General features: G+C 49.7%; 18 protein-coding genes. 3 read left to right on the plus strand and 15 right to left on the minus strand.

What is annotated here, in order from left to right; translation table 11 throughout:
• Nucleotides 1-47: 47 nt before the first annotated feature.
• Together crtID and EHT87_RS28360 are read right to left on the minus strand one after the other, a co-directional pair.
• On the minus strand, nt 48-1,520 hold the full coding sequence (crtID, locus tag EHT87_RS28355; RefSeq protein ID WP_124910146.1) for a bifunctional phytoene desaturase/3,4-desaturase: 1,473 nt from the start codon (nt 1,518-1,520) through the stop codon (nt 48-50).
• A 298-nt stretch (nt 1,521-1,818) separates the two neighbouring features.
• Nucleotides 1,819-2,331 (minus strand): RNA polymerase sigma factor, encoded by a 513-nt coding sequence (locus tag EHT87_RS28360; protein ID WP_114407740.1) that lies wholly within the window; start codon nt 2,329-2,331, stop codon nt 1,819-1,821.
• A gap of 393 nt (nt 2,332-2,724) precedes the next feature.
• On the opposite strand from EHT87_RS28360, the gene EHT87_RS28365 reads away from it, so the two are divergent.
• On the plus strand, nt 2,725-5,067 hold the full coding sequence (locus EHT87_RS28365; protein ID WP_229321423.1) for a TonB-dependent receptor: 2,343 nt from the start codon (nt 2,725-2,727) through the stop codon (nt 5,065-5,067).
• A gap of 31 nt (nt 5,068-5,098) precedes the next feature.
• On the opposite strand, the gene EHT87_RS28370 is transcribed toward EHT87_RS28365, so the two are convergent.
• Both EHT87_RS28370 and EHT87_RS28375 read right to left on the minus strand, forming a co-directional pair.
• Nucleotides 5,099-5,938 carry a Rossmann-fold NAD(P)-binding domain-containing protein gene (locus EHT87_RS28370; protein WP_124910147.1) on the minus strand — a complete coding sequence of 280 codons (840 nt, stop codon included), beginning with the start codon at nt 5,936-5,938 and terminating at the stop codon, nt 5,099-5,101.
• Nucleotides 5,935-7,362, minus strand: a complete 1,428-nt coding sequence (locus EHT87_RS28375; protein ID WP_124910148.1) for a serine hydrolase — start codon at nt 7,360-7,362, stop codon at nt 5,935-5,937. Before EHT87_RS28375 ends, EHT87_RS28370 begins: the two co-directional genes overlap by 4 nt.
• Nucleotides 7,363-7,665: 303 nt before the next feature.
• Between EHT87_RS28375 and EHT87_RS28380 the strand changes: the two genes are divergently transcribed.
• Entirely contained in the window at nt 7,666-8,412 is a 747-nt protein-coding gene (locus tag EHT87_RS28380) for a hypothetical protein (RefSeq protein ID WP_124910149.1), read from the plus strand.
• Nucleotides 8,413-8,622: 210 nt separating this feature from the next.
• A complete protein-coding gene (locus EHT87_RS28385) occupies nt 8,623-9,234 on the plus strand; it encodes a DinB family protein (protein WP_124910150.1) in 612 nt (203 codons plus the stop codon).
• A gap of 102 nt (nt 9,235-9,336) precedes the next feature.
• Here EHT87_RS28385 and EHT87_RS28390 read toward each other — a convergent pair whose 3' ends face one another.
• The 11 genes from EHT87_RS28390 to EHT87_RS28445 all read right to left on the minus strand — a co-directional run bounded on the left by EHT87_RS28390 (nt 9,337) and on the right by EHT87_RS28445 (nt 18,048).
• Entirely contained in the window at nt 9,337-10,863 is a 1,527-nt protein-coding gene (locus tag EHT87_RS28390) for an OmpA family protein (RefSeq protein ID WP_229321434.1), read from the minus strand.
• 465 nt (nt 10,864-11,328) lie between these two features.
• Nucleotides 11,329-11,883, minus strand: coding sequence for an LOG family protein (locus EHT87_RS28400; protein WP_124910153.1), 555 nt, complete (start codon nt 11,881-11,883; stop codon nt 11,329-11,331).
• Between the two features lie 57 nt (nt 11,884-11,940).
• On the minus strand, nt 11,941-12,720 hold the full coding sequence (locus EHT87_RS28405; RefSeq protein ID WP_124910154.1) for a hypothetical protein: 780 nt from the start codon (nt 12,718-12,720) through the stop codon (nt 11,941-11,943).
• Between the two features lie 123 nt (nt 12,721-12,843).
• Nucleotides 12,844-13,179, minus strand: coding sequence for a phage holin family protein (locus EHT87_RS28410; RefSeq protein WP_124910155.1), 336 nt, complete (start codon nt 13,177-13,179; stop codon nt 12,844-12,846).
• Nucleotides 13,180-13,276: 97 nt separating this feature from the next.
• On the minus strand, nt 13,277-13,876 hold the full coding sequence (gene hisIE / locus EHT87_RS28415; protein ID WP_124910156.1) for a bifunctional phosphoribosyl-AMP cyclohydrolase/phosphoribosyl-ATP diphosphatase HisIE: 600 nt from the start codon (nt 13,874-13,876) through the stop codon (nt 13,277-13,279).
• Nucleotides 13,877-13,883: 7 nt separating this feature from the next.
• Nucleotides 13,884-14,498, minus strand: coding sequence for a nucleotidyl transferase AbiEii/AbiGii toxin family protein (locus EHT87_RS28420; RefSeq protein WP_124910157.1), 615 nt, complete (start codon nt 14,496-14,498; stop codon nt 13,884-13,886).
• Nucleotides 14,453-14,755 (minus strand): DUF6922 domain-containing protein, encoded by a 303-nt coding sequence (locus EHT87_RS28425; RefSeq protein WP_124910158.1) that lies wholly within the window; start codon nt 14,753-14,755, stop codon nt 14,453-14,455. The genes EHT87_RS28420 and EHT87_RS28425 overlap by 46 nt, the downstream gene beginning before the upstream one ends.
• Before the next feature lie 3 nt (nt 14,756-14,758).
• Nucleotides 14,759-15,520, minus strand: coding sequence for an imidazole glycerol phosphate synthase subunit HisF (gene hisF, locus EHT87_RS28430; protein WP_124910159.1), 762 nt, complete (start codon nt 15,518-15,520; stop codon nt 14,759-14,761).
• A gap of 42 nt (nt 15,521-15,562) precedes the next feature.
• Nucleotides 15,563-16,282, minus strand: coding sequence for a 1-(5-phosphoribosyl)-5-[(5-phosphoribosylamino)methylideneamino]imidazole-4-carboxamide isomerase (gene hisA / locus EHT87_RS28435; RefSeq protein WP_124910160.1), 720 nt, complete (start codon nt 16,280-16,282; stop codon nt 15,563-15,565).
• 70 nt (nt 16,283-16,352) lie between these two features.
• Nucleotides 16,353-16,952, minus strand: a complete 600-nt coding sequence (gene hisH, locus EHT87_RS28440) for an imidazole glycerol phosphate synthase subunit HisH (protein WP_124910161.1) — start codon at nt 16,950-16,952, stop codon at nt 16,353-16,355.
• Nucleotides 16,953-17,121: 169 nt separating this feature from the next.
• The gene (locus tag EHT87_RS28445; protein WP_124910162.1) at nt 17,122-18,048 is read right to left on the minus strand and encodes a DUF72 domain-containing protein; all 927 of its coding nucleotides are present in this window, start codon (nt 18,046-18,048) and stop codon (nt 17,122-17,124) included.
• Nucleotides 18,049-18,189: the final 141 nt, after the last annotated feature.

Raw genomic sequence — 18,189 nt, forward strand, 5'->3', positions numbered from 1 at the left:
GACAGACGCAGGAACAGCTATTAGTGTTAAATTTAAAGACAAGTCACTTATCCAAACTCCTTGGTTACTTCATCCGCTACCACGAGTCCAGAAATCAACGAGGGTGGAACGCCGGGGCCGGGCACTGTTAATTGGCCCGTGTAAAACAAGTTGTTTACCCTTTTGTTCTTCAGGCCCGGCTTCAGAATCGCAGTCTGCCGGAGCGTGTTGGCCAGCCCGTAGGCGTTGCCCCGGAAGGCATTGTAATCGGCGATAAAATTGCTGTGGGCGTAACTTCGTTTAAAAATTACATGCTCCCGAATGCCCTCACCCACATAGGCTTCCAGCCGATCCATCACGATGTTGTAATACCGCTCGCGCGTTTCTTCCGGGTCATTCAAATCCGGCGCTACCGGAATCAGGATAAACAGATTTTCCATGCCCGCCGGAGCTACACTCGGATCGGTTTTCGACGGTGCCGACACATAAAACAACGGGCGCGTAGGCCACTGCGGTTTTTCGTAAATCTCACGCGCATGTTGCCCAAAATCTTCGTCGAAAAACAGGTTATGATGCTGCAGACGCGGCACCCGCTTATCAACTCCCAGGTAAAACAGCAACGACGACGGTGCTAAAACCCGGCTGTTCCAGTATGACTCGCCGTAATTGCGGTATTCGGGAGCCAGCAATTTGCTGTCGACATGCTGGTAATCAGCCCCGGCCACCACCACATCGGCCTCGAAAGTCCCCTGGTAGGTTTCGACTTTGTTGGCATTACCATTTGTTACATCAATTTGTTTGACCGGATGGTTTAATAAAATCTTCACTCCTTTCTCCTCCGCCAGTGCCACCATCGCTTTCACGATTTCGTGCATACCGCCCATTGGATACCAGGTGCCCATCGTAATTTCGGCATAGTTCATCAAACTGTACATCGCAGGCGTGTTGGCGGGCGTTGCTCCGAGAAATAAAATCGGGAACTCCATCAACTGCAAAATCCGCTCGTTTGAAAAATACTTACGGACATGACTGGAAAAAGACTGAAACACATCCAGTTGCACCACGTCTTTGAGCAGTTTCAAACTCATGAATTCGGACACCCGCCGACTTGGTTTCCAGACGAAATTGTTAATGCCAACATCGTATTTATAAGCCGCCTGCTCCAGAAAATCGAGTAACCGACGGCTGGCTCCCGGCTCCATTTCTTCAAAAACCGCCTGCAGGTTTTCAATTCCGGCGGGAAGGTTAACCGCATCGTCAGCACCAAAAATGACTGCATACGACGGATCGAGCCGCACGAGATTGTAATAATCGGACGGTTTTTTTCCAAAACGACCGAAGTAGGTTTCAAAAACGTCGGGCATCCAATACCAGCTGGGCCCCATATCGAATGTAAAACCTTCTTCCTGAAATAGACGCGCACGACCACCCGCCTGACTGTTTTTTTCCAGAATGGTTACTTCAAACCCTTTGTCGGCCAGACTGGTTGCGGCCGACAAACCGGCAAAGCCGGCTCCTATCACAATGACACGTTTAGACATGTGTAAAAATTTAGCAGCTCCTAACTCCCTGAAGGTAGCTCTTTAAAAATCCGGATGCTGAAAGTCACGTTAGAGTGCCGGGTAATAAACACAAAAAAGACGGATTGAAAAATCCGTCTTGTGCCGTAACCAAAAAAGTTAGACGGAAACCATCTAACTTTTCGGAACCTTCCTCTTTTTTAACCAAAAACTACTCAATCAAATGTATTTTGAGAATCAAGGAAGTAGACAAGAGAACAAAGACTTTTACTAACTTCTGTATGGCCTTTTCTCTCCTGCCTATCCTTTTTACTCTAGCTTACGCCTGATAAGCGTATACTTTCAATTTATCTTTTAACTCTTTACGAGCGATGTGGATGCGGTTTTTAACAGTTCCAATGGGAATATCCAGACGGGCAGCAATTTCGTGGTATTTAAAACCCCGGAAGTGCATCATAAACGGTGTCCGATAGGTATCATCCAGCGCATTTACGGCCCGGTTGATGTCATCCTGTGCAAAGGATGAATAAGCGGTATTGTCGGTGCTGCTTTCCATCGAATTGATGTAGTGCAGATTGTCCGTCGTATCGATGAACGTATTTTTCCGCACCATTCTCTGGTAATTCGTAATAAAGGTATTTTTCATAATGGTATACAACCATGCTTTCAGGTTCGTACCATCAGTATATTTATCGCGGTTCGTAAAAGCCTTCAATAAAGTGTCCTGCAGTAAGTCATTTGCATCTTCAACATCTTTCGTTAAACGCAGAGCAAATGGCTTCAGCGACTTTGAAACTTTGCCGATGTTGTAGGTAAATTCAAGTGCTGTCATGATCTATAAGTCGTTTTTGTTGAACCAAGTCTGATATCCATTAGACAAGAATGCAACCAAACCTGTAGATTTCTGTATTCGATGTTACCAAAACGCCTTAATTTAATGAAATACAGCCGTTTATAATTAATCAATCGAGCGAACGGGACCACTATGCCAAACGATGTCAAAGAACGAGTTGTGGAAATTCTACCACAGTGTGTGGAATCGCACACCACACTTTGTTTAATCTTTCCCAAAAATAGTTAAACAAAGTAGAGAAACAAGGCTTTTGTTCATTTTATGTTGGCTGTCTGTCAGTCTAATGTAGGTAAATTAGAGCCCAACAATGTTGCAACCTAGTTGCAAATAATATAATTTTGTTGTTTACAAAAAGTACGTAACTAATTGAATGTGAAGGCAAACTACGCTATCTATAGCATCGGCATACTGACCTTGGGACTGGTGTGCATTTTACTCCCCACTTTCGCACAGGATCATTGTGATTGCTTCATCAAGGGCGTTGTACTTGACCGGGAAAGCCGTCAACCCATTCCCGGCGCAGCCGTTTTTATTAAGGAATTACAGAAAGGCACCGTTACGGATAACACCGGGCATTATCGGATCGACCAGTTGTGCCAGGGTCAATACACGCTGGTTAGTCGGATAGTAGGGTATCGGGAAATCGCTCAGCCCGTGATTCTGGTGCATACTTCTGAACAAAATGTGCTGCTTACGGAAGATGACATTCACCTTCAGGACGTTACTGTAACCGCTCAGCGGTCTGCGGCCTTGAGCAGTCAGACGGTTTCGCAACTGGAAGGCAAATCCCTTGACCAGACTCGTGGTCAATCATTGGGCGATGCATTGCGCACCGTTTCGGGCGTAACCACGCTGCAAACCGGCTCGTCGATTGTTAAACCGGTGATTCACGGGATGCACAGCAACCGCGTCCTGATTCTCAACAACGGCATCCGGCAGGAAGGCCAGCAGTGGGGTTCGGAACACGCACCGGAAATTGATCCTTTTGTGGCCAATCGTATTACCGTCATTAAAGGTGCCGCCGGGGTTCGGTATGGTTCTGATGCGATTGGCGGAGTAATTCTGGTTGAACCAGCGCCCCTGCCGACGGCTAAAACGGTGCACGGCGAACTGAATCTGGTCGGTTTTACCAACGGGCGCCAGGGTGTCGCTTCGCTGCAAACCGAAGGCGGTTTTGGAAAAGGATTCGGCTGGCGACTTCAGGGAACGCTCAAGCGGGGCGGCAACGTTCGAACGCCCAATTACTTTCTGGACAACACCGGTAGTGCCGAGCAGAATTTCTCGGCGTCCATGGGCTACCGGACAACCCGGTTTCGTTCCGAACTGTATTACAGCCGCTTTTCCACCAAAATTGGCATCTTCTCCGGTTCCCACATCGGGAGTCTGACCGACCTGCAAGCCGTGCTGGAAAACGGCGAGCCTTTCATAAAATCCGGTTTTAGTTACGCCATTCAACGCCCTTATCAACAACTGACGCACGATTTATTAAAATGGCGGACCGCCTGGAAACCGGCTTCGGGTGGAGAATTGAGCCTGACCCTGGCCAGACAATTCGACGATCGGATGGAATATGATCTGCATCGCCCAAAAAACGATTCACTGGCCGCCCTCAACCGTCCCGAACTCCGGTTTCGGCTGACAACCTATACCGACGACCTCGTGTTTGAGCACAAACCCATCGCCAACAAATTGACCGGAAGCCTGGGTATCAGCGGTTTGTACCAATTCAATCTCATGAATGGCCGACCCCTGATCCCCAACTTCCGGACCTATAACGCCGGGCTTTTCTGGATTGAAAAATTAAAAGTTAACCGCTGGGAATACGAAGCCGGGTTGCGGTATGATTACCGGTCCATGCAGGTTTTCCGGTATGCGAACAAGATGTTGGAAAAACCGCTTTTCATTTTCCGGAATTTTTCGGGCACGGTGGGCGCTACCTATTCCATTTCCGACAAGTGGCTGTCGCGCTTCAACGCCGGAACGTCCTGGCGCGCGCCCAACGTGAGCGAACTGTTCAGCGACGGTGTTCACCACGGCGCAGCGGCTTACGAACTCGGCGACCGCACACTACAGCCCGAAATGGCTTATAATCTCAATCTGAGTACAGATTATACCGGTAAGAAAATGCAGGCCGAATTCGGTTTTTTCTACAATACGATCCGGAATTATATCTATCTAAAACCGCAGGCCGAACCGGTTTTGACGATTCGCGGTGCTTTTCCTTCTTTTAAATACACACAAACCGACGCGCTTTATGCGGGTTTAGACGCCAGTATCCAGGCGGTTTTGGTGCCAAAATTGAGCGGAACTTCCAAATTGTCGCTACTCTACGTGCAGGATCTGATTCTTGATCAGCCGATTGTAATGACCCCGCCCAACCGCTGGGAAAATGGCCTGCGCTATGATTTCGGGAGATCGGGCCGATTACGGGATGTTTTTGCGGGCGTCGGAAACCTGTGGGTAGCCCGCCAAAACCGCGTTCCTTCCGGGCCGCAATCGGCCCACAGCGATTTTCTACCCCCGCCCCCCGCCTATTCGCTCTGGAATCTGACGGCCGGTTTTGCACTGCCGGTTTCCGCCAGCCAGCAGGTTGATATCGGTTTCACGGTAACGAATCTGTTCAATACCGTTTATCGCGATTACCTCAACCGGTTTCGATACTATGCCGATGATCCGGGCCGAAACCTGTCGGTGCGGCTGAAATGGAAGTTTTAGCATCGGTTTGAATCGCCTGACAACCTCTTCATTATCCACCTTGCGGTGCGTAATAAAACGCCAATGGGTCGGCATATTGAAACGAATACCCAATCGTTTTTATCAATTTGGCCGGACTTATGATTTTAAAAGCCGCCGGTTCTGGCGGTTCCGCAAACGTCGGCGTTTCATAACCGAAATCGTCGCAGTTTTTCCGGTAAACGGCTTCCCGGGTTGGGTGTTCGGGTGCCACCACGTTGAAGGTTTGCCCCGGCTGCGGATTGGCCACAAAAGCCCGAATGACGCCGATACCATCGTCGCGGTGGATGTAATTGACCGGAACGGACCCCGTAGTCAGCTCCTTTTTACCAGCCACATACTGTCCCGGAATCCGGTTATATCCCAGCAGACCACCGAAACGCAAAACCGTCGCATTTCCCAGGGCCAGACTGGTTTGTTCGGCTTCGATAAAAGCCGGAGCCGCCGATTGATCGGGCGTTACGACATCTTCCTCAACAACTTCACGGTTTAAATCGGGATAAATCGATGTTGAGCTTATATAAATCGTGTAGGGTATCGGCACACGGTTTTTTCGCACCGCATCGACCACCGCCTGAATTTGTTGGGGATGAAAACGGTCGCCCAGCTTGCCGGCTTTGGGCGGAATATCGATAATGAGCACGTCCGTATCCAGAAAATCGGCTAAATCGTCGCCTTCCGGTTCGGGGCTAAAGCGCAATTCGTACGGCTTTATACCTCTTTTCCAGAAACCGGGAAGTTTTTCTTTGGAGGTTGTGCTGCCTTTCACCACATGGCCTTCGTCAAGAAGTTTCTCTGCCAACGGAAATCCCAGCCAGCCACACCCTAAAATACTAATGGTTTTGATGCTCATTTTGTGTTCTCTTCTGCAAGTTTGAGAAATCCGGTGGTCAGTTCTTCAATGGAGGTTTGGCTGTTGGTCAACAAGATAACCGCCGTTTGGCGCGATGGGTTGAACGCAACGTAAGTTACAAAGCCGCCAGTACCGCCCTGATGCCCGAACCACGGACGGGGATTTTTCGCTGACCAGTGCCAGCCCAGCCCGATGGTGGTAGCGCCATTTTCAAACGTCATTTGCTGGGTTTGCTTCATAGCGTCGATCAGCTTTTTGGGTCCTTTTCCCAGCTCCGCCTTTACATACCGCACCAGATCAGTGACGGAAGAGCGGATTCCACCCGCGCCCACCAGCGACTGAAATTCCCACGAAGACGTTGGTTTTGTGTTGGCATCGTAGCCTTGCGCGAACATTTTTTTGTCGCTCTCCGTCAGCGTAACCACCGTGTGGGCCATTCCCAGCGGTTTGGCAATCCGTTCCTTAATCAACTCTTCATACGATTTTTTGTTGACCGTTTCCAGAATGGTTCCGAGCAAGCCGACCGCCAGATTGGAGTATTCGTATTCCTTGCCCGGCTGACGCGACAAGGTAGCGGTTTTGAGGTACGTATAGAGCAGTTTCCGATCATAATGTTTATACGGATTGGTCATGTCCGTTGCGGTTATAAACAAATTGGCCGGCAGCCGGGGCAAACCGGACGTATGATTGGACAAGGTTTTGAGCGTAACCGGAATACCGTCTTTCTGCAAGGCAGGAATCGAGTCGGGCAAATAGAGATTGACAGGGTCATCCAGCTTGACCAGGCCGCGCTGAACGGCATCAGCCAGCAAGGTGGCGGTGAAGGTTTTGCTGATTGAGCCAATTTCAAACAAAGTAGTAGCGTCCGGAATCCGTCCGTTGCCTTTGGCCGTTTCCCCATACCCGTATGTATACAGGCTATCGTTGCGCAGAATGCCAATACTTAACCCAACGGTATTCTGTTTTTTAATGTACGCCCGCGCCACCGCATCGACCTGTTTATCCACACCGGTCCGGAGCAAATTGCTGGTCAATACCGGTGCCGTTTTGTCCGCGACAGCGGTTTCGTAGGGCTTGAAAAGAAAGGTATGAATTTTGCCTGTTTTATCCCGACTGAGGTAAAAATCAAGCGTTCCTTTTTCAAACGTGGCCTTATAACGGGCAATGCCATCGCTAACCGTTCGGCGTTCGGCCGATTGCCAGCGCCCTAACTGGGCATTCAAGCCCTGGATAACCTGCGAAAACTGAAGCGCCGACATCTGCCCGTGCGCGGTTTCGCCCATCAGCGCGTAGAGTGAGTCGGGTTGCTGGTTATTGAAATATTGTTTGGAGCGCGCCATCAATGAGTCTAGGGGCGCGGTTTCGGGGGTTTGGGCCACCGACGATAGAGCGACCAACAGGAACAGCCAGGTAAGGGATTTCATGAAGTATGGATTAGATGGGTCAAAAATAGCTTTTCCAGACGAGAACGCGCGTGCAAGGTTTCGAACTAATCCGTTGGCGGGCGGCTACGAACGGGTAAAGTGCCATTTCACTGGTGTAAATTTTATAAATACTAACAGAACAATTATCTGATAATTCTATGATCGGCAAAATAATAATCTATACATGATGAGAATTATTTGTTTTTTAATTTAGGAAAATTAAATTCACGAACAAATAAGTCATGACAGATTACATCGCCGTTCTTTATAACTTTATAAAACCAACGTAACTATCTATAAATCATGCGTGAGGACGTGGAGCAAATACCGGGTATTTATAATTATTGTGATTCATGGTGTGAACGGTGCCTGTTCACCAAACGGTGTCAGAGTTTTGCGGTGCAATACCCCGACGGATTGAAGCAACCAAATATGGATGCGGAAACGCTGGTAAAACGGCTGATGGAGACGCTTGAACTGACCAAATCTTACGTCGACAAGGCCCGCCAGCAACGGCTGTTGCCCGAACATCAGGCGATTGAACAGGAAACGAAGGCGCTTGCGCTGACTTCCGACCGGTTAGTAACGAATTCCCTGCCCGCTTTGTGTGACGACTACCTGCGCCAGACGGCGGAATGGCTCAAACAGGAAAAGGATCTGCTCGAACAAGCTGGCCATCAGCAGGTTTTTGAAACCAATCTGGGCCTGCGAACGCAGGAAGAAGCGGTGGTTCTGCTCAATAGCTTAAAAAATGCCTGGGAAATCATCAAATGGTACCGGACGCTGATTCCGGTAAAAGTCATATCGGCCCTGCAGATCAACCGCAGTCCGAGCCACGATGCCAACCTTCGGGCTTATTTTAACGGGAAAGCGAAGCTGGTGCTGGTTAGCGTCGACCAGTCGTTGCTGGCCTGGCATACGCTACTGGAGAATTACCCCGAAAAAACCGATGATGTGCTGGATATGTTGGTCTTACTCGGTCGCATTCGTCGGCAAATGGAAGAATCCTTTCCGGAAGCGCGGAATTTTCATCGTCCGGGTTTGGATTAGGCGGCCGTATAGCCGTAGAGATAAATCAGAAAGGCCCCGCCCGGCGACTCGTCGGGCTTTTTTGTGCACGATCTTAAGCGGAAAAGGCTTTGCAGCGGGCCGATTATCGGGCGAGGCAAAAGAGGTGTTAGCGTTTAAAATGTCGCACTTTTACAATACCGCCTTTCCAGCGTGCTGTAGTTTTGATGCCATAAATCAAATCTACACGCCATGAAATCAATTGCAACCATTCTCTTTTTTCTGACGGTTATCCCGGCTTTTTCCCAAAGCAAACTCTGGACTGAAGCCGACCAAAAGTATACCGTAGAAAACCTCAAACGCACCCGCGATGAACTGATCCGCGAAACCGAAAATCTGACCGAGGCCCAATGGCAGTTTCACGAAACACCCGAACGCTGGTCGATTGCGGAAGTTGTTGAGCATCTGGCCCTTTGGGAAATCATCTGGGCGCGGGAGATCAGCATTGGAACCCGTAACAAACCCCAGCCCGATCTGAATCAGACCAGCCGACCGGACAGTTATTACCATGCTTTTATTATGGAAGACAGCCCGCATAAAGCGCCGGATATTGCAAAACCGACCGGTTTTATCCGGGGAAAAGATAATCTGACTTTTTTCAAACGCCTTCGCAACCAGGCAATTGCGTTCGCCGACACGACCAAAACCGACATGCGGGCCCATTTCGAGTTTACAGCTGCCGGAAATTCACCCCGCAACATGCATCAGGTTTACATCTATCAGTGGGGCCACGTCGACCGCCATTTGCGGCAAATCCGGAAGGTGAAAGCGCATCCGGGCTATCCTAAAGACGGCAAAATTTAAGAAGGTGTTTCGCGGAGTCGAGCGGAGAAAAAGAGAGGTAAGCAAAGTAAAAAATCTCGGCGTACCTCCCCTTTTCTCCGCTCGACTCCGCGAAACAACCGCTTATTTCTTCTTGATCACGAACTCGACGCGCCGGTTGGTTTGCCGTCCCTCTTCCGTATCGTTGCTGGCCACCGGTTTGGCCTCCCCGTAGCCTTTGCTGGCCACGCGGTCGGGTTCGATGCCTTTGCTGATGAAGTATTCGCGAACGGCATCCGCGCGATCCTGAGACAGTTTGAGGTTTAATTCATTCCCACCGGTATTGTCGGTATGTCCGCCGACTTCAATCCCCATTTTCGGATTTTCGTTGAAGGTCGTTACCATGCGATCCAGTTCCGGAAACGACTCATCACGCAGGGTGGCTTTGCCTACGTCGAAGAAAATATTGTTGAGCCGCACGGCGCGACCGACTTCAATCGGAATGAGTTTCAGCTCTTTCCCACTAATTTCCTGAAAGCCTTTGGTTTCTTTGAGGTCAATATTACCCCCCTCGGCGATAAAATTGGGCGCAACGGCCCGCATGCTGTACAGCTTTCCGTAGGGCAATACAATTTTGTATTCACCCGTCACCGGGTCGGAGGTGGCTTCGCCCGCTTCAGCACCGTCGGGCAACGTCTGGTAAATCACCCGGGCTTCGATGGGTTTACCGGTTTTCTGATCGATCACTTTCCCACTGATCAATACCACCGGATCCGGCCGGGTTTCCGGCGGGGCCGTCGTATCGTTCGGATTCGCTTTATCGATCAGTTTAATGCGAACAATATCGCCTTTCCCCAACGTATTTTTGAAACTCGTCATGTAGGCATATTCGCCCGAAGCCGCCACGGAGTAATAGGCATCATAGCCGTCGGTGTTGATCGAGGGGCCCAGATTGACCGGTTTCGACCAATGTTTCCAGGTTTTGTCGACGCGCTTGCAAACATAAATATCATTGCTGCCCGAACCGCCGGGCCGGTCGCTGGAAAAATACAAGGTAGCGCCGTCGGCGGCCAGAAACGGCGTAGTTTCGGTTCCGTCCGTATTGACTTCCGGGCCGAGGTTGAGCGGTTTACTCCAGGAACCGTCTTTCTGCCGGAAACTGACGTAAATATCGTCTTCCTTGCTGTTCTTTTTTTCACTAAACGCCATGATCAGCACTTTTCCATCGGCCGACAGATACCCGCAGTCATATTGACCTTTGCTGATTCGTTCGTAGCCGGGAATGTTCAATTTTTGCGGAGCCGACCAGCCATTGGCGGTTCGTTTACTGATCGAAAACCCGCGTGTTTCGTAGTTTCCGTTGTTGTAGGCACCTTTGATCAGCATCGTATTTCCGTCGGGTGTGATGCTGTATGCGCAATTGTACTCATCTTTATTGAGCGGAGGAGCCATTCGCCGGGCCGGTCCCCAGGTATTTCCCTGACCCATTTCCGAATACCAGATATCCTGGCTGCCCTTGTTGCCGTGCGTATTTTGCGGGTGGCTGATCCGGGCAAAAAATAAGGTTCGTCCATCCGGCGAAATGACCGGATTCACTTCGTTATATTCAGAATTGATCTGATTTCCCAGGCTTTCAACTTTTGACGGAGTATTTTGCTGGGCAATGGCCATCGGCGTACTTATTCCCAAAAGCCCAATCAGCGTAAGGTCTCCAAATTTCATCGGCTACGGTGTAGAAGTTAATGTATAAGAACGAAGAAGTCACTAGGATTAGTTTACCAAAACTAAGTCAAACCCAATGCCATAGTACTAAACCGGCCCACTTTTTGCTAAGAATATTTATAAAGTAGAAAATATAAATCCAGTTATTATAAAAATAATTTTCAAGTTTATACCTTTAGTTATAATTACTGAGATGGACCCTTTTAAAAGAAGAAAAAAAAAGCACACGCTTTTTCAGGCCGCGTCATCGCAACGCGAATTGCTTCGTCTGCTAATCAACGTTGTGCTGTGCCTGGCAGGCCTGGTATTTGGATTCGTCTATCTAGTTAACGGCCTGGTAATCGGCTGGTTGTTTGTTGCGGTTTTCACCTTCTTTCTGTTTGTCCAGTTCTCAAACCCGACTGATTACGACATTTAAATTTCCTGCTCCCAGTATTTTTCAATCGCTGTTAACAGCTCGTCGATCGTTTCTGATACAATAAGTAATTCCCTGTTTTCGGCTTTCAAAAAACCATCGGCCACCATACGGTCCAGTTGCTGTAACAGCAGATCGTAAAAACCGTTGACGTTCAGAATACCAACCGGACCTTCGTAAAGCCGGAGCTGCCGCCACGCCAGAATTTCAAACAGCTCGTCGAACGTACCGTAGCCGCCGGGCAGGGCAATAACGCCTTTGGCAAACTGCACCATTTTGAACTTCCGCTCGTGCATCGTTTCAACAAAATGCAGTTCGGTCAAGGTCTCGTGAGCCACTTCCAGCGCAGCCAGAAAGTTGGGAATAACGCCCGTTACCTGACCTCCGTTTGTCAACACGGCATCAGCAACGGCGCCCATCAGACCGAAATTGCCGCCCCCGTAAATGAGCCGGATTTCTCTTTCTGCAAATTTTTTGCCTAATTCCTCAGCGACTTCTTTATAGAGGGGATTGGTACCGGGACTCGACCCGCAATAGACTACAATGCTTTTCATCCCACAAAAATACGATTGTGAACCGGTTTTTCATGCGCCCCTTCCACACGGTTGCGGCTATTTCGTCAGCGTATTGCTCAGTGCTTGCCAGTCGATTTTCTTTATAATTTCGTTGGCAACGTCGAACGGAGCTTTGATCGTAACGATCATGTTTTCGATCATCGTGCCCCCTTTTTTGTAAGAATAGTGGTACAACTTATCCCCACGGGGGTTTTTCTGAAGATTATTTTTCCAGTTACCGAGCAACACAACGGTTTCGGGCCGGGAGGCCACGCCGGCATCGTTGGGTTTCAGCATAATCTGGAGTGCCAGCGGTGCACCCTTGACGGGAATGGTTTTGTAGGAAGCCGCAAACCGGTTGCTGATGGGTTCTTCGACCCGGTAATTTCCGGCATTCATTTCAACGTTGATATCGACGGTCGACTGGGCCATATTGCTGGTGCGGTTCGGGTCGGATTCCCGGTAAACCGAATCCGTGCTCATCACAAAGGAATGCTGCTGCTGCGTAATCGTATCACCGATGGCTTTGGCGCTGTCGGCCCGGGCTTTCTGCTGACTGGCGGCCGAAGCCCGCTGGAACGTCAGGTCGTACCGATCTCCACAGATGCGGAAAATTTTGCCGTACTCATCGCTCAACTCCAGTTTACCCAGCGAACTCCGCTCGTCGAACACCTTCCAGTCACCCGAAGGCGGGTTATTTCGGAATTGGTTCTGTAGTTCTTTCACTACTTTTTCGTAAGCGGCATTTTGTTGTGGGGTGGCCGGGTCGCACTGGGCATGTACGTGATGGATACTAACGGCCTGTATAACAAGGAGTATTGATAGGAGTTTTTTCATATGGCTACAAATCTAACGATTCATCTTAACAACTGGCTTCCTTCAGAAAAGTTATGAGCTACCCCGTGGCAATAAAAAAGTCAGACCGGATAGCCTGACTTTTTTTAAGGAAGAAAATGGCGATTAGCTGACAATTGAATCGATTAGCCACGTTACGACGGATACCAGGATACTGAACAACAAGGCGGCAATAAACCCGCTGACGTGAAAACCGCCGACCAGGTAATCCGTCAGATACACCATCAATACATTGATGACCAGGTAAAAAAGCCCCAGCGTAATGATCGTAATCGGAATGGTCAGAAAAACCAGGATGGGTTTCAGAAAGGCGTTCAGTAAACCCAGAACGATGGCAACGATCAAAGCCGTGCCAAAACCGTCGACCCCGACACCCGGAATGATATAACTGGCAACAATTACAGCGACTGCGCTGATCAGAATACGTATGATAAGACCCATAGCACGTTTAAGATTAAAGTTTGACGTCTAAAGTTGTATGAAAAAATAAGCAACTCCAATCTTCAAACCGTAAACTTTGAACCAATGTTTTGCCGTCTTATTTTGTATGCCGCTGTTGCAGGACCGCAATGACTTCGTCCAGGTCGATATTTTTCTGTTCCAACAGGATTAAATAGTGATACAGCAAGTCGGCGGCTTCGCCTTTAAACAGGTCGTCGTTGTCATCTTTGGCTTCAATCACCAGTTCAACGGCCTCCTCGCCCACTTTCTGAGCGATTTTGTTGACGCCTTTTTTAAAGAGCGACGACGTGTAGGACTTTTCCGTCGGATTTTCCTTCCGGTCCCGAATAATGCGCTGTAAGTAATTGAGGAATAACCCTTTGCCTTGATTTACTTCGTCAAAACACGTATCGGCACCGGTGTGGCAGGTTGGTCCGGCGGGCTGCACTTTGATGAGCAGCGTGTCGCCGTCGCAATCGACCAGCATCTCTTTGACGTGCAGGAAATGGTTGGACGTCTCGCCCTTGGTCCAAAGCCGTTGCTTGCTGCGGCTAAAAAACGTCACGACATTTTCCCGCTGGGTTTTTTCGTACGCTTCTTCATTCATGTAGCCCAGCATCAGCACTTTACCGGTTTCGGCGTCCTGAATGACGGCGGGAACCAGGCCGTCGGTATTTTTCAAAAAGTCAATTTTCATGTTTGAATCAGACATAATTTGTTACAGCCGCAAGAATCGTTTTCTTAACCGTTATCCAGCCTGTTTTTTTCTGTAAAAGAACCGGTGTTTCCGTCAGTTCAGCATCATCAAAATACGTCAGACTTTTCAATACCATAAATAGATTGTTAGTTTGATATTTTTGCTGATACCATTCCAGTAACTGAGAAAGACCATATTGACGCATCAGAAAGTAAATGTCGTAAAAGTCTTTCTTAGCACCACGGTTTGTAATGGCCGACAACTTCATGGCGGCAATGTCTTTTGTTGAAAACATCCGAATACCACCTTCAGACGTTGCCGGTTCCAGTAAAGGGTAACGGTAGGTTACAAAGTCAACCTTTACGTTATTCAGTTGGCCACGAAGTCCAATCTTATTTTCGCTGAAAGTGAGCCAATCGCCATACTCACTCAATTCGGTTTTAACTAATTCCTTGTCAAAAGGCTGCGGTGAGAAAAAATCAAGATCAATTGACAGTCGATGACCCATTTGCAAGGCCAATGCCGTACCTCCGACCAAACAGAATGACTCAAATATATCGTGAGACGAGATGTATTTTAAAATACCCAGGGTGCCGGGTTCGATAACCGCAGTGTATAGCATCGGAACTGGTTGACAGGAGTCTTAAAATAGGCACTACAAAATGATAAGGTAGTTTGGTCTAACCATCGCGCCTGCAAAGCCGCTTCCTTGATTTTTTCTATGCCATAATAGCGTTTAATTTCCTTCCATTCGTCAAATGTACCTCGCTCCAGTACGCGCTCAATAATAAATTGATAATTCTTGTTCCATTTAATTTTGTCGTAATCGACATCCCAGAACAGCGTTCGGCGGAGATTTGGTTTAAGGTTCGTTTTCATTGCTTAACGAGTCGTTCGCATCGGAATTCCCTGGTGGCTCAGATACCGTTTCAAAGCCGGTATTTCGATTTCTTTAAAGTGAAAAATACTGGCTGCCAAACCGGCATCGGCTTTCCCGGTCGTAAACACATCCACAAAATGGTCCATCGATCCGGCTCCGCCCGAGGCAATCACCGGAATAGTGGCCGCACCCGAAATCTGCGCCGTTAGTTCAAGGGCAAAACCGGCTTTGGTTCCGTCGGTGTCCATCGACGTCAGCAGGATTTCGCCCGCGCCCCGGTTTTCGATTTCTTTGGCCCACACAATCGTTCGCAGTTCCGTGGGCCGCCGGCCGCCGTGGGTGTGCACAATGTGTTCACCATCGACAAACCGGGTGTCAATCGCTACTACAATACATTGACTACCAAACTCCTGCGCCAGTTCATCGACCAGATCCGGATTGCGAACCGCCGACGAATTGATCGAAATCTTGTCAGCCCCGGCATTCAGCAAAGCCGAAACATCGGCGATCGACGAAATACCGCCCCCGACCGTAAACGGGATATTGACGGTATGGGCCACGTTCCGAACCAGTTCGATCAGCGTTTTGCGTTCATCGACCGTAGCCGTAATGTCCAGAAAAACCAGTTCGTCGGCTCCTTCGCGGGCGTAGATGGCGCCCAGTTCCACCGGATCGCCCGCGTCGCGCAGGTTGACAAAATTCGTTCCTTTGACCGTCCGCCCGTCTTTGATGTCGAGGCAGGGAATGATGCGTTTGGTGAGCATAACTGAGGGTTATATCGCGGGCGGCCCCGTCCGCGAAACAACTTATTTTAAAAACATCGATAACTCTTTCAACGTAACCCGGCCTTCATAAATCGCTTTGCCGACGATCACGCCGAATAGCTTCATGTCGGCCAGCACTTCCAGGTCCTGCATGCCGCTGACGCCCCCGCTGGCGATGATGTTCAACTCCGGAAAGCGATCCTGCAAATTGCGGTATAAGTCGAACGAGGGGCCTTCGAGCAAACCGTCTTTGGCCACGTCGGTGCTGATGATGTAGTTAACGCCTTTTTCCACATACTTTTCTACAAAATCATACACCCAGACCTGCGTATCTTCTTCCCAACCGCTGACGGCAATTTTTTCATTTTTCGCATCGGCCCCCAGAATGATGGTTTCCGGGCCAAACTGCGACAGCCATTTTTCGAAAACGTCCGGTTTTTTAACGGCAATACTTCCGCCCGTCACCTGTTTGGCGCCACATTCGAACACCATCCGCAAATCCTCGTCAGACTGCACACCACCGCCAAAGTCGATGTGAAGCCGTGTTTTGGAAGCAATTAGCTCCAGCACTTTCCAGTTGACCACTCGCTTTTCTTTCGCGCCATCCAGATCGACCAGATGCAGGCGGGTCAGTCCGGCGTCTTCAAATTGCTGCGCCACTTCGAGCGGTCGGGCGTTGTATTCCTTCTTCTGGTTGTAATCGCCCTGCGTGAGCCGGACGGCCTTGCCTTCAATGAGGTCGATGGCGGGTATAATGTGCATAACAGACAAGAGAGCTGAGATAAGAGAGTATAGACAAAAAAGCGCGAGACAACGGTCTCTCCTCTCTTGTCTATACTCTCTTATCTATTTTCAAAAAATTCTCCAGAATTCGCTGACCAACGTTTCCGCTGATCTCGGCGTGGAACTGGGCGGCAAAAAAATTATCTTTTTGTAACATCGCACTGAACGGACGGACATAGTCACAAACCGCACTGGTTTCCGGGCAAACGTCGGCGCAATAGCTGTGGACAAAATAGACGTACGGATTTTCAGTCAATCCTTCGGTTAGCGGTCCCTGCATCGTGGTCAGGTTGTTCCAGCCCGTATGCGGCACTTTCAAACCGGGTGTTGCCGGAAACCGCCGGACATCGACATCGAACACGCCCATGCACGTTGTATCGCCCTCTTCGGAATACCGGCAGAGCAGTTGCATGCCCACGCAGGTTCCCAAAACCGGCTGCTTCAGCGACGGAATCACTTTGTCCAGACCGCGCTGCCGCAGATAGGCCATGGCCGTACTGGCCTCGCCCACGCCGGGGAAGATGACCTTGTCGGCCGAGCGGATTTCGGCCTCATCGTCGGTCAGCAGGTAAGGGGCTCCGATGCGCTCGAGGGCGTACATGACCGACTGCACGTTTCCGGCGTTGTATTTGATGATGACGGTTTTCATAACAAAAAACCCGGCTCAGGACAGAACCGGGTTTGGTATCGGGAATTCGTTGTTTCTTGTTCAACCCCAAAAACGCATCCGTTCTGCCGTGTTAACAGACAGAATAATGATGGCTACAACTGGTTTTTGCGGAAATCATGGCACAAAGGTAAACCGACTGCGTATAAATTCAAAACAAACTTCCCTGCACAATCTCCGGCCGGATGTTTGGTTCCTGCAAATTCAATCCGCAAACGGCGTTGAGTTGGCGAACCCAGTAGCGAATGAGTTCGGGCGCCGTGTCGTTTTCGCCCCCGCCGTGAATGAACAGATAGGCTTTTCGCAGTCCTTTTTCAAACCAGCTGTTGAGTCGTTCCACCCAGGCATCGGCCCGTTCATAATCGGTTGGATGCCCTTCGTTGGCCACAAACCGCAACACCAGCGTCGGGCTGGTCAGGCTCATGTGGACAACATCGCGCCGACCGGCCACATCCGTGATGACCACATCGCGGTGGAGGGCATGCAGCCGTTCGAGCGTTCGCTGCCAGACTGCGGGTCTGGCAAACCAGTCGGGATGCCGAAATTCGACGGCCACTTCCAGATCGTCGGGCAGGTGTTTCAGGTACGTTTCCAGAACCGGCCATTTTTCCGGCCCAAACGTCGGCGGCAATTGCAAAAACGTGGTTCCCAGAAATTCTTCCAGACTCAAAACCGCATTGACAAACTCATCCGTCAGCGATTCGGCGGCCACCAGCGCCCGGTCGTGGCTGATGGCTTGCGGGAATTTGGGACAATACACAAACCGGGGGCGGATGGGCGAGTCGGCGGCTTCGGTTTTCCATTTCGCAATCATGCCCGGCGTCGGACTGTGGTAGTGCGTGCTGTTGAGTTCGATGGTGTTAAACTGCCGCGTGTAGTGATACAGGAAATCCCGCTCTTTGGTTTGCGACGGATAAATCCGGCCTACATAGTTTTTATTCGACCAGATCGGTCCGCCAATGTACACTTCCGGAGAAGCCGTCGGCTCGGCTTTGTCCCAAACCGTCTGGTTGAACGGCGAATCGGGCGGCAGCGTGAAGTCAACCTGATCAACAGAAGGCAGTTTTCCAAAGTCCATGCGTATAAAAAGATGGTCGTGCGAACGTAAAACTACCAAACCCGGTATTTCGTTTTTACGCCCGTTCCGAATTGACTAATTTTGTACCGAATTTAAACTCTGATTATCTCAGATGTTCTCTGATAAGCCCTGTGTAACAGT

This window comes from Larkinella knui (genome assembly GCF_003858645.1).
GTDB lineage: Bacteria > Bacteroidota > Bacteroidia > Cytophagales > Spirosomataceae > Larkinella > Larkinella knui.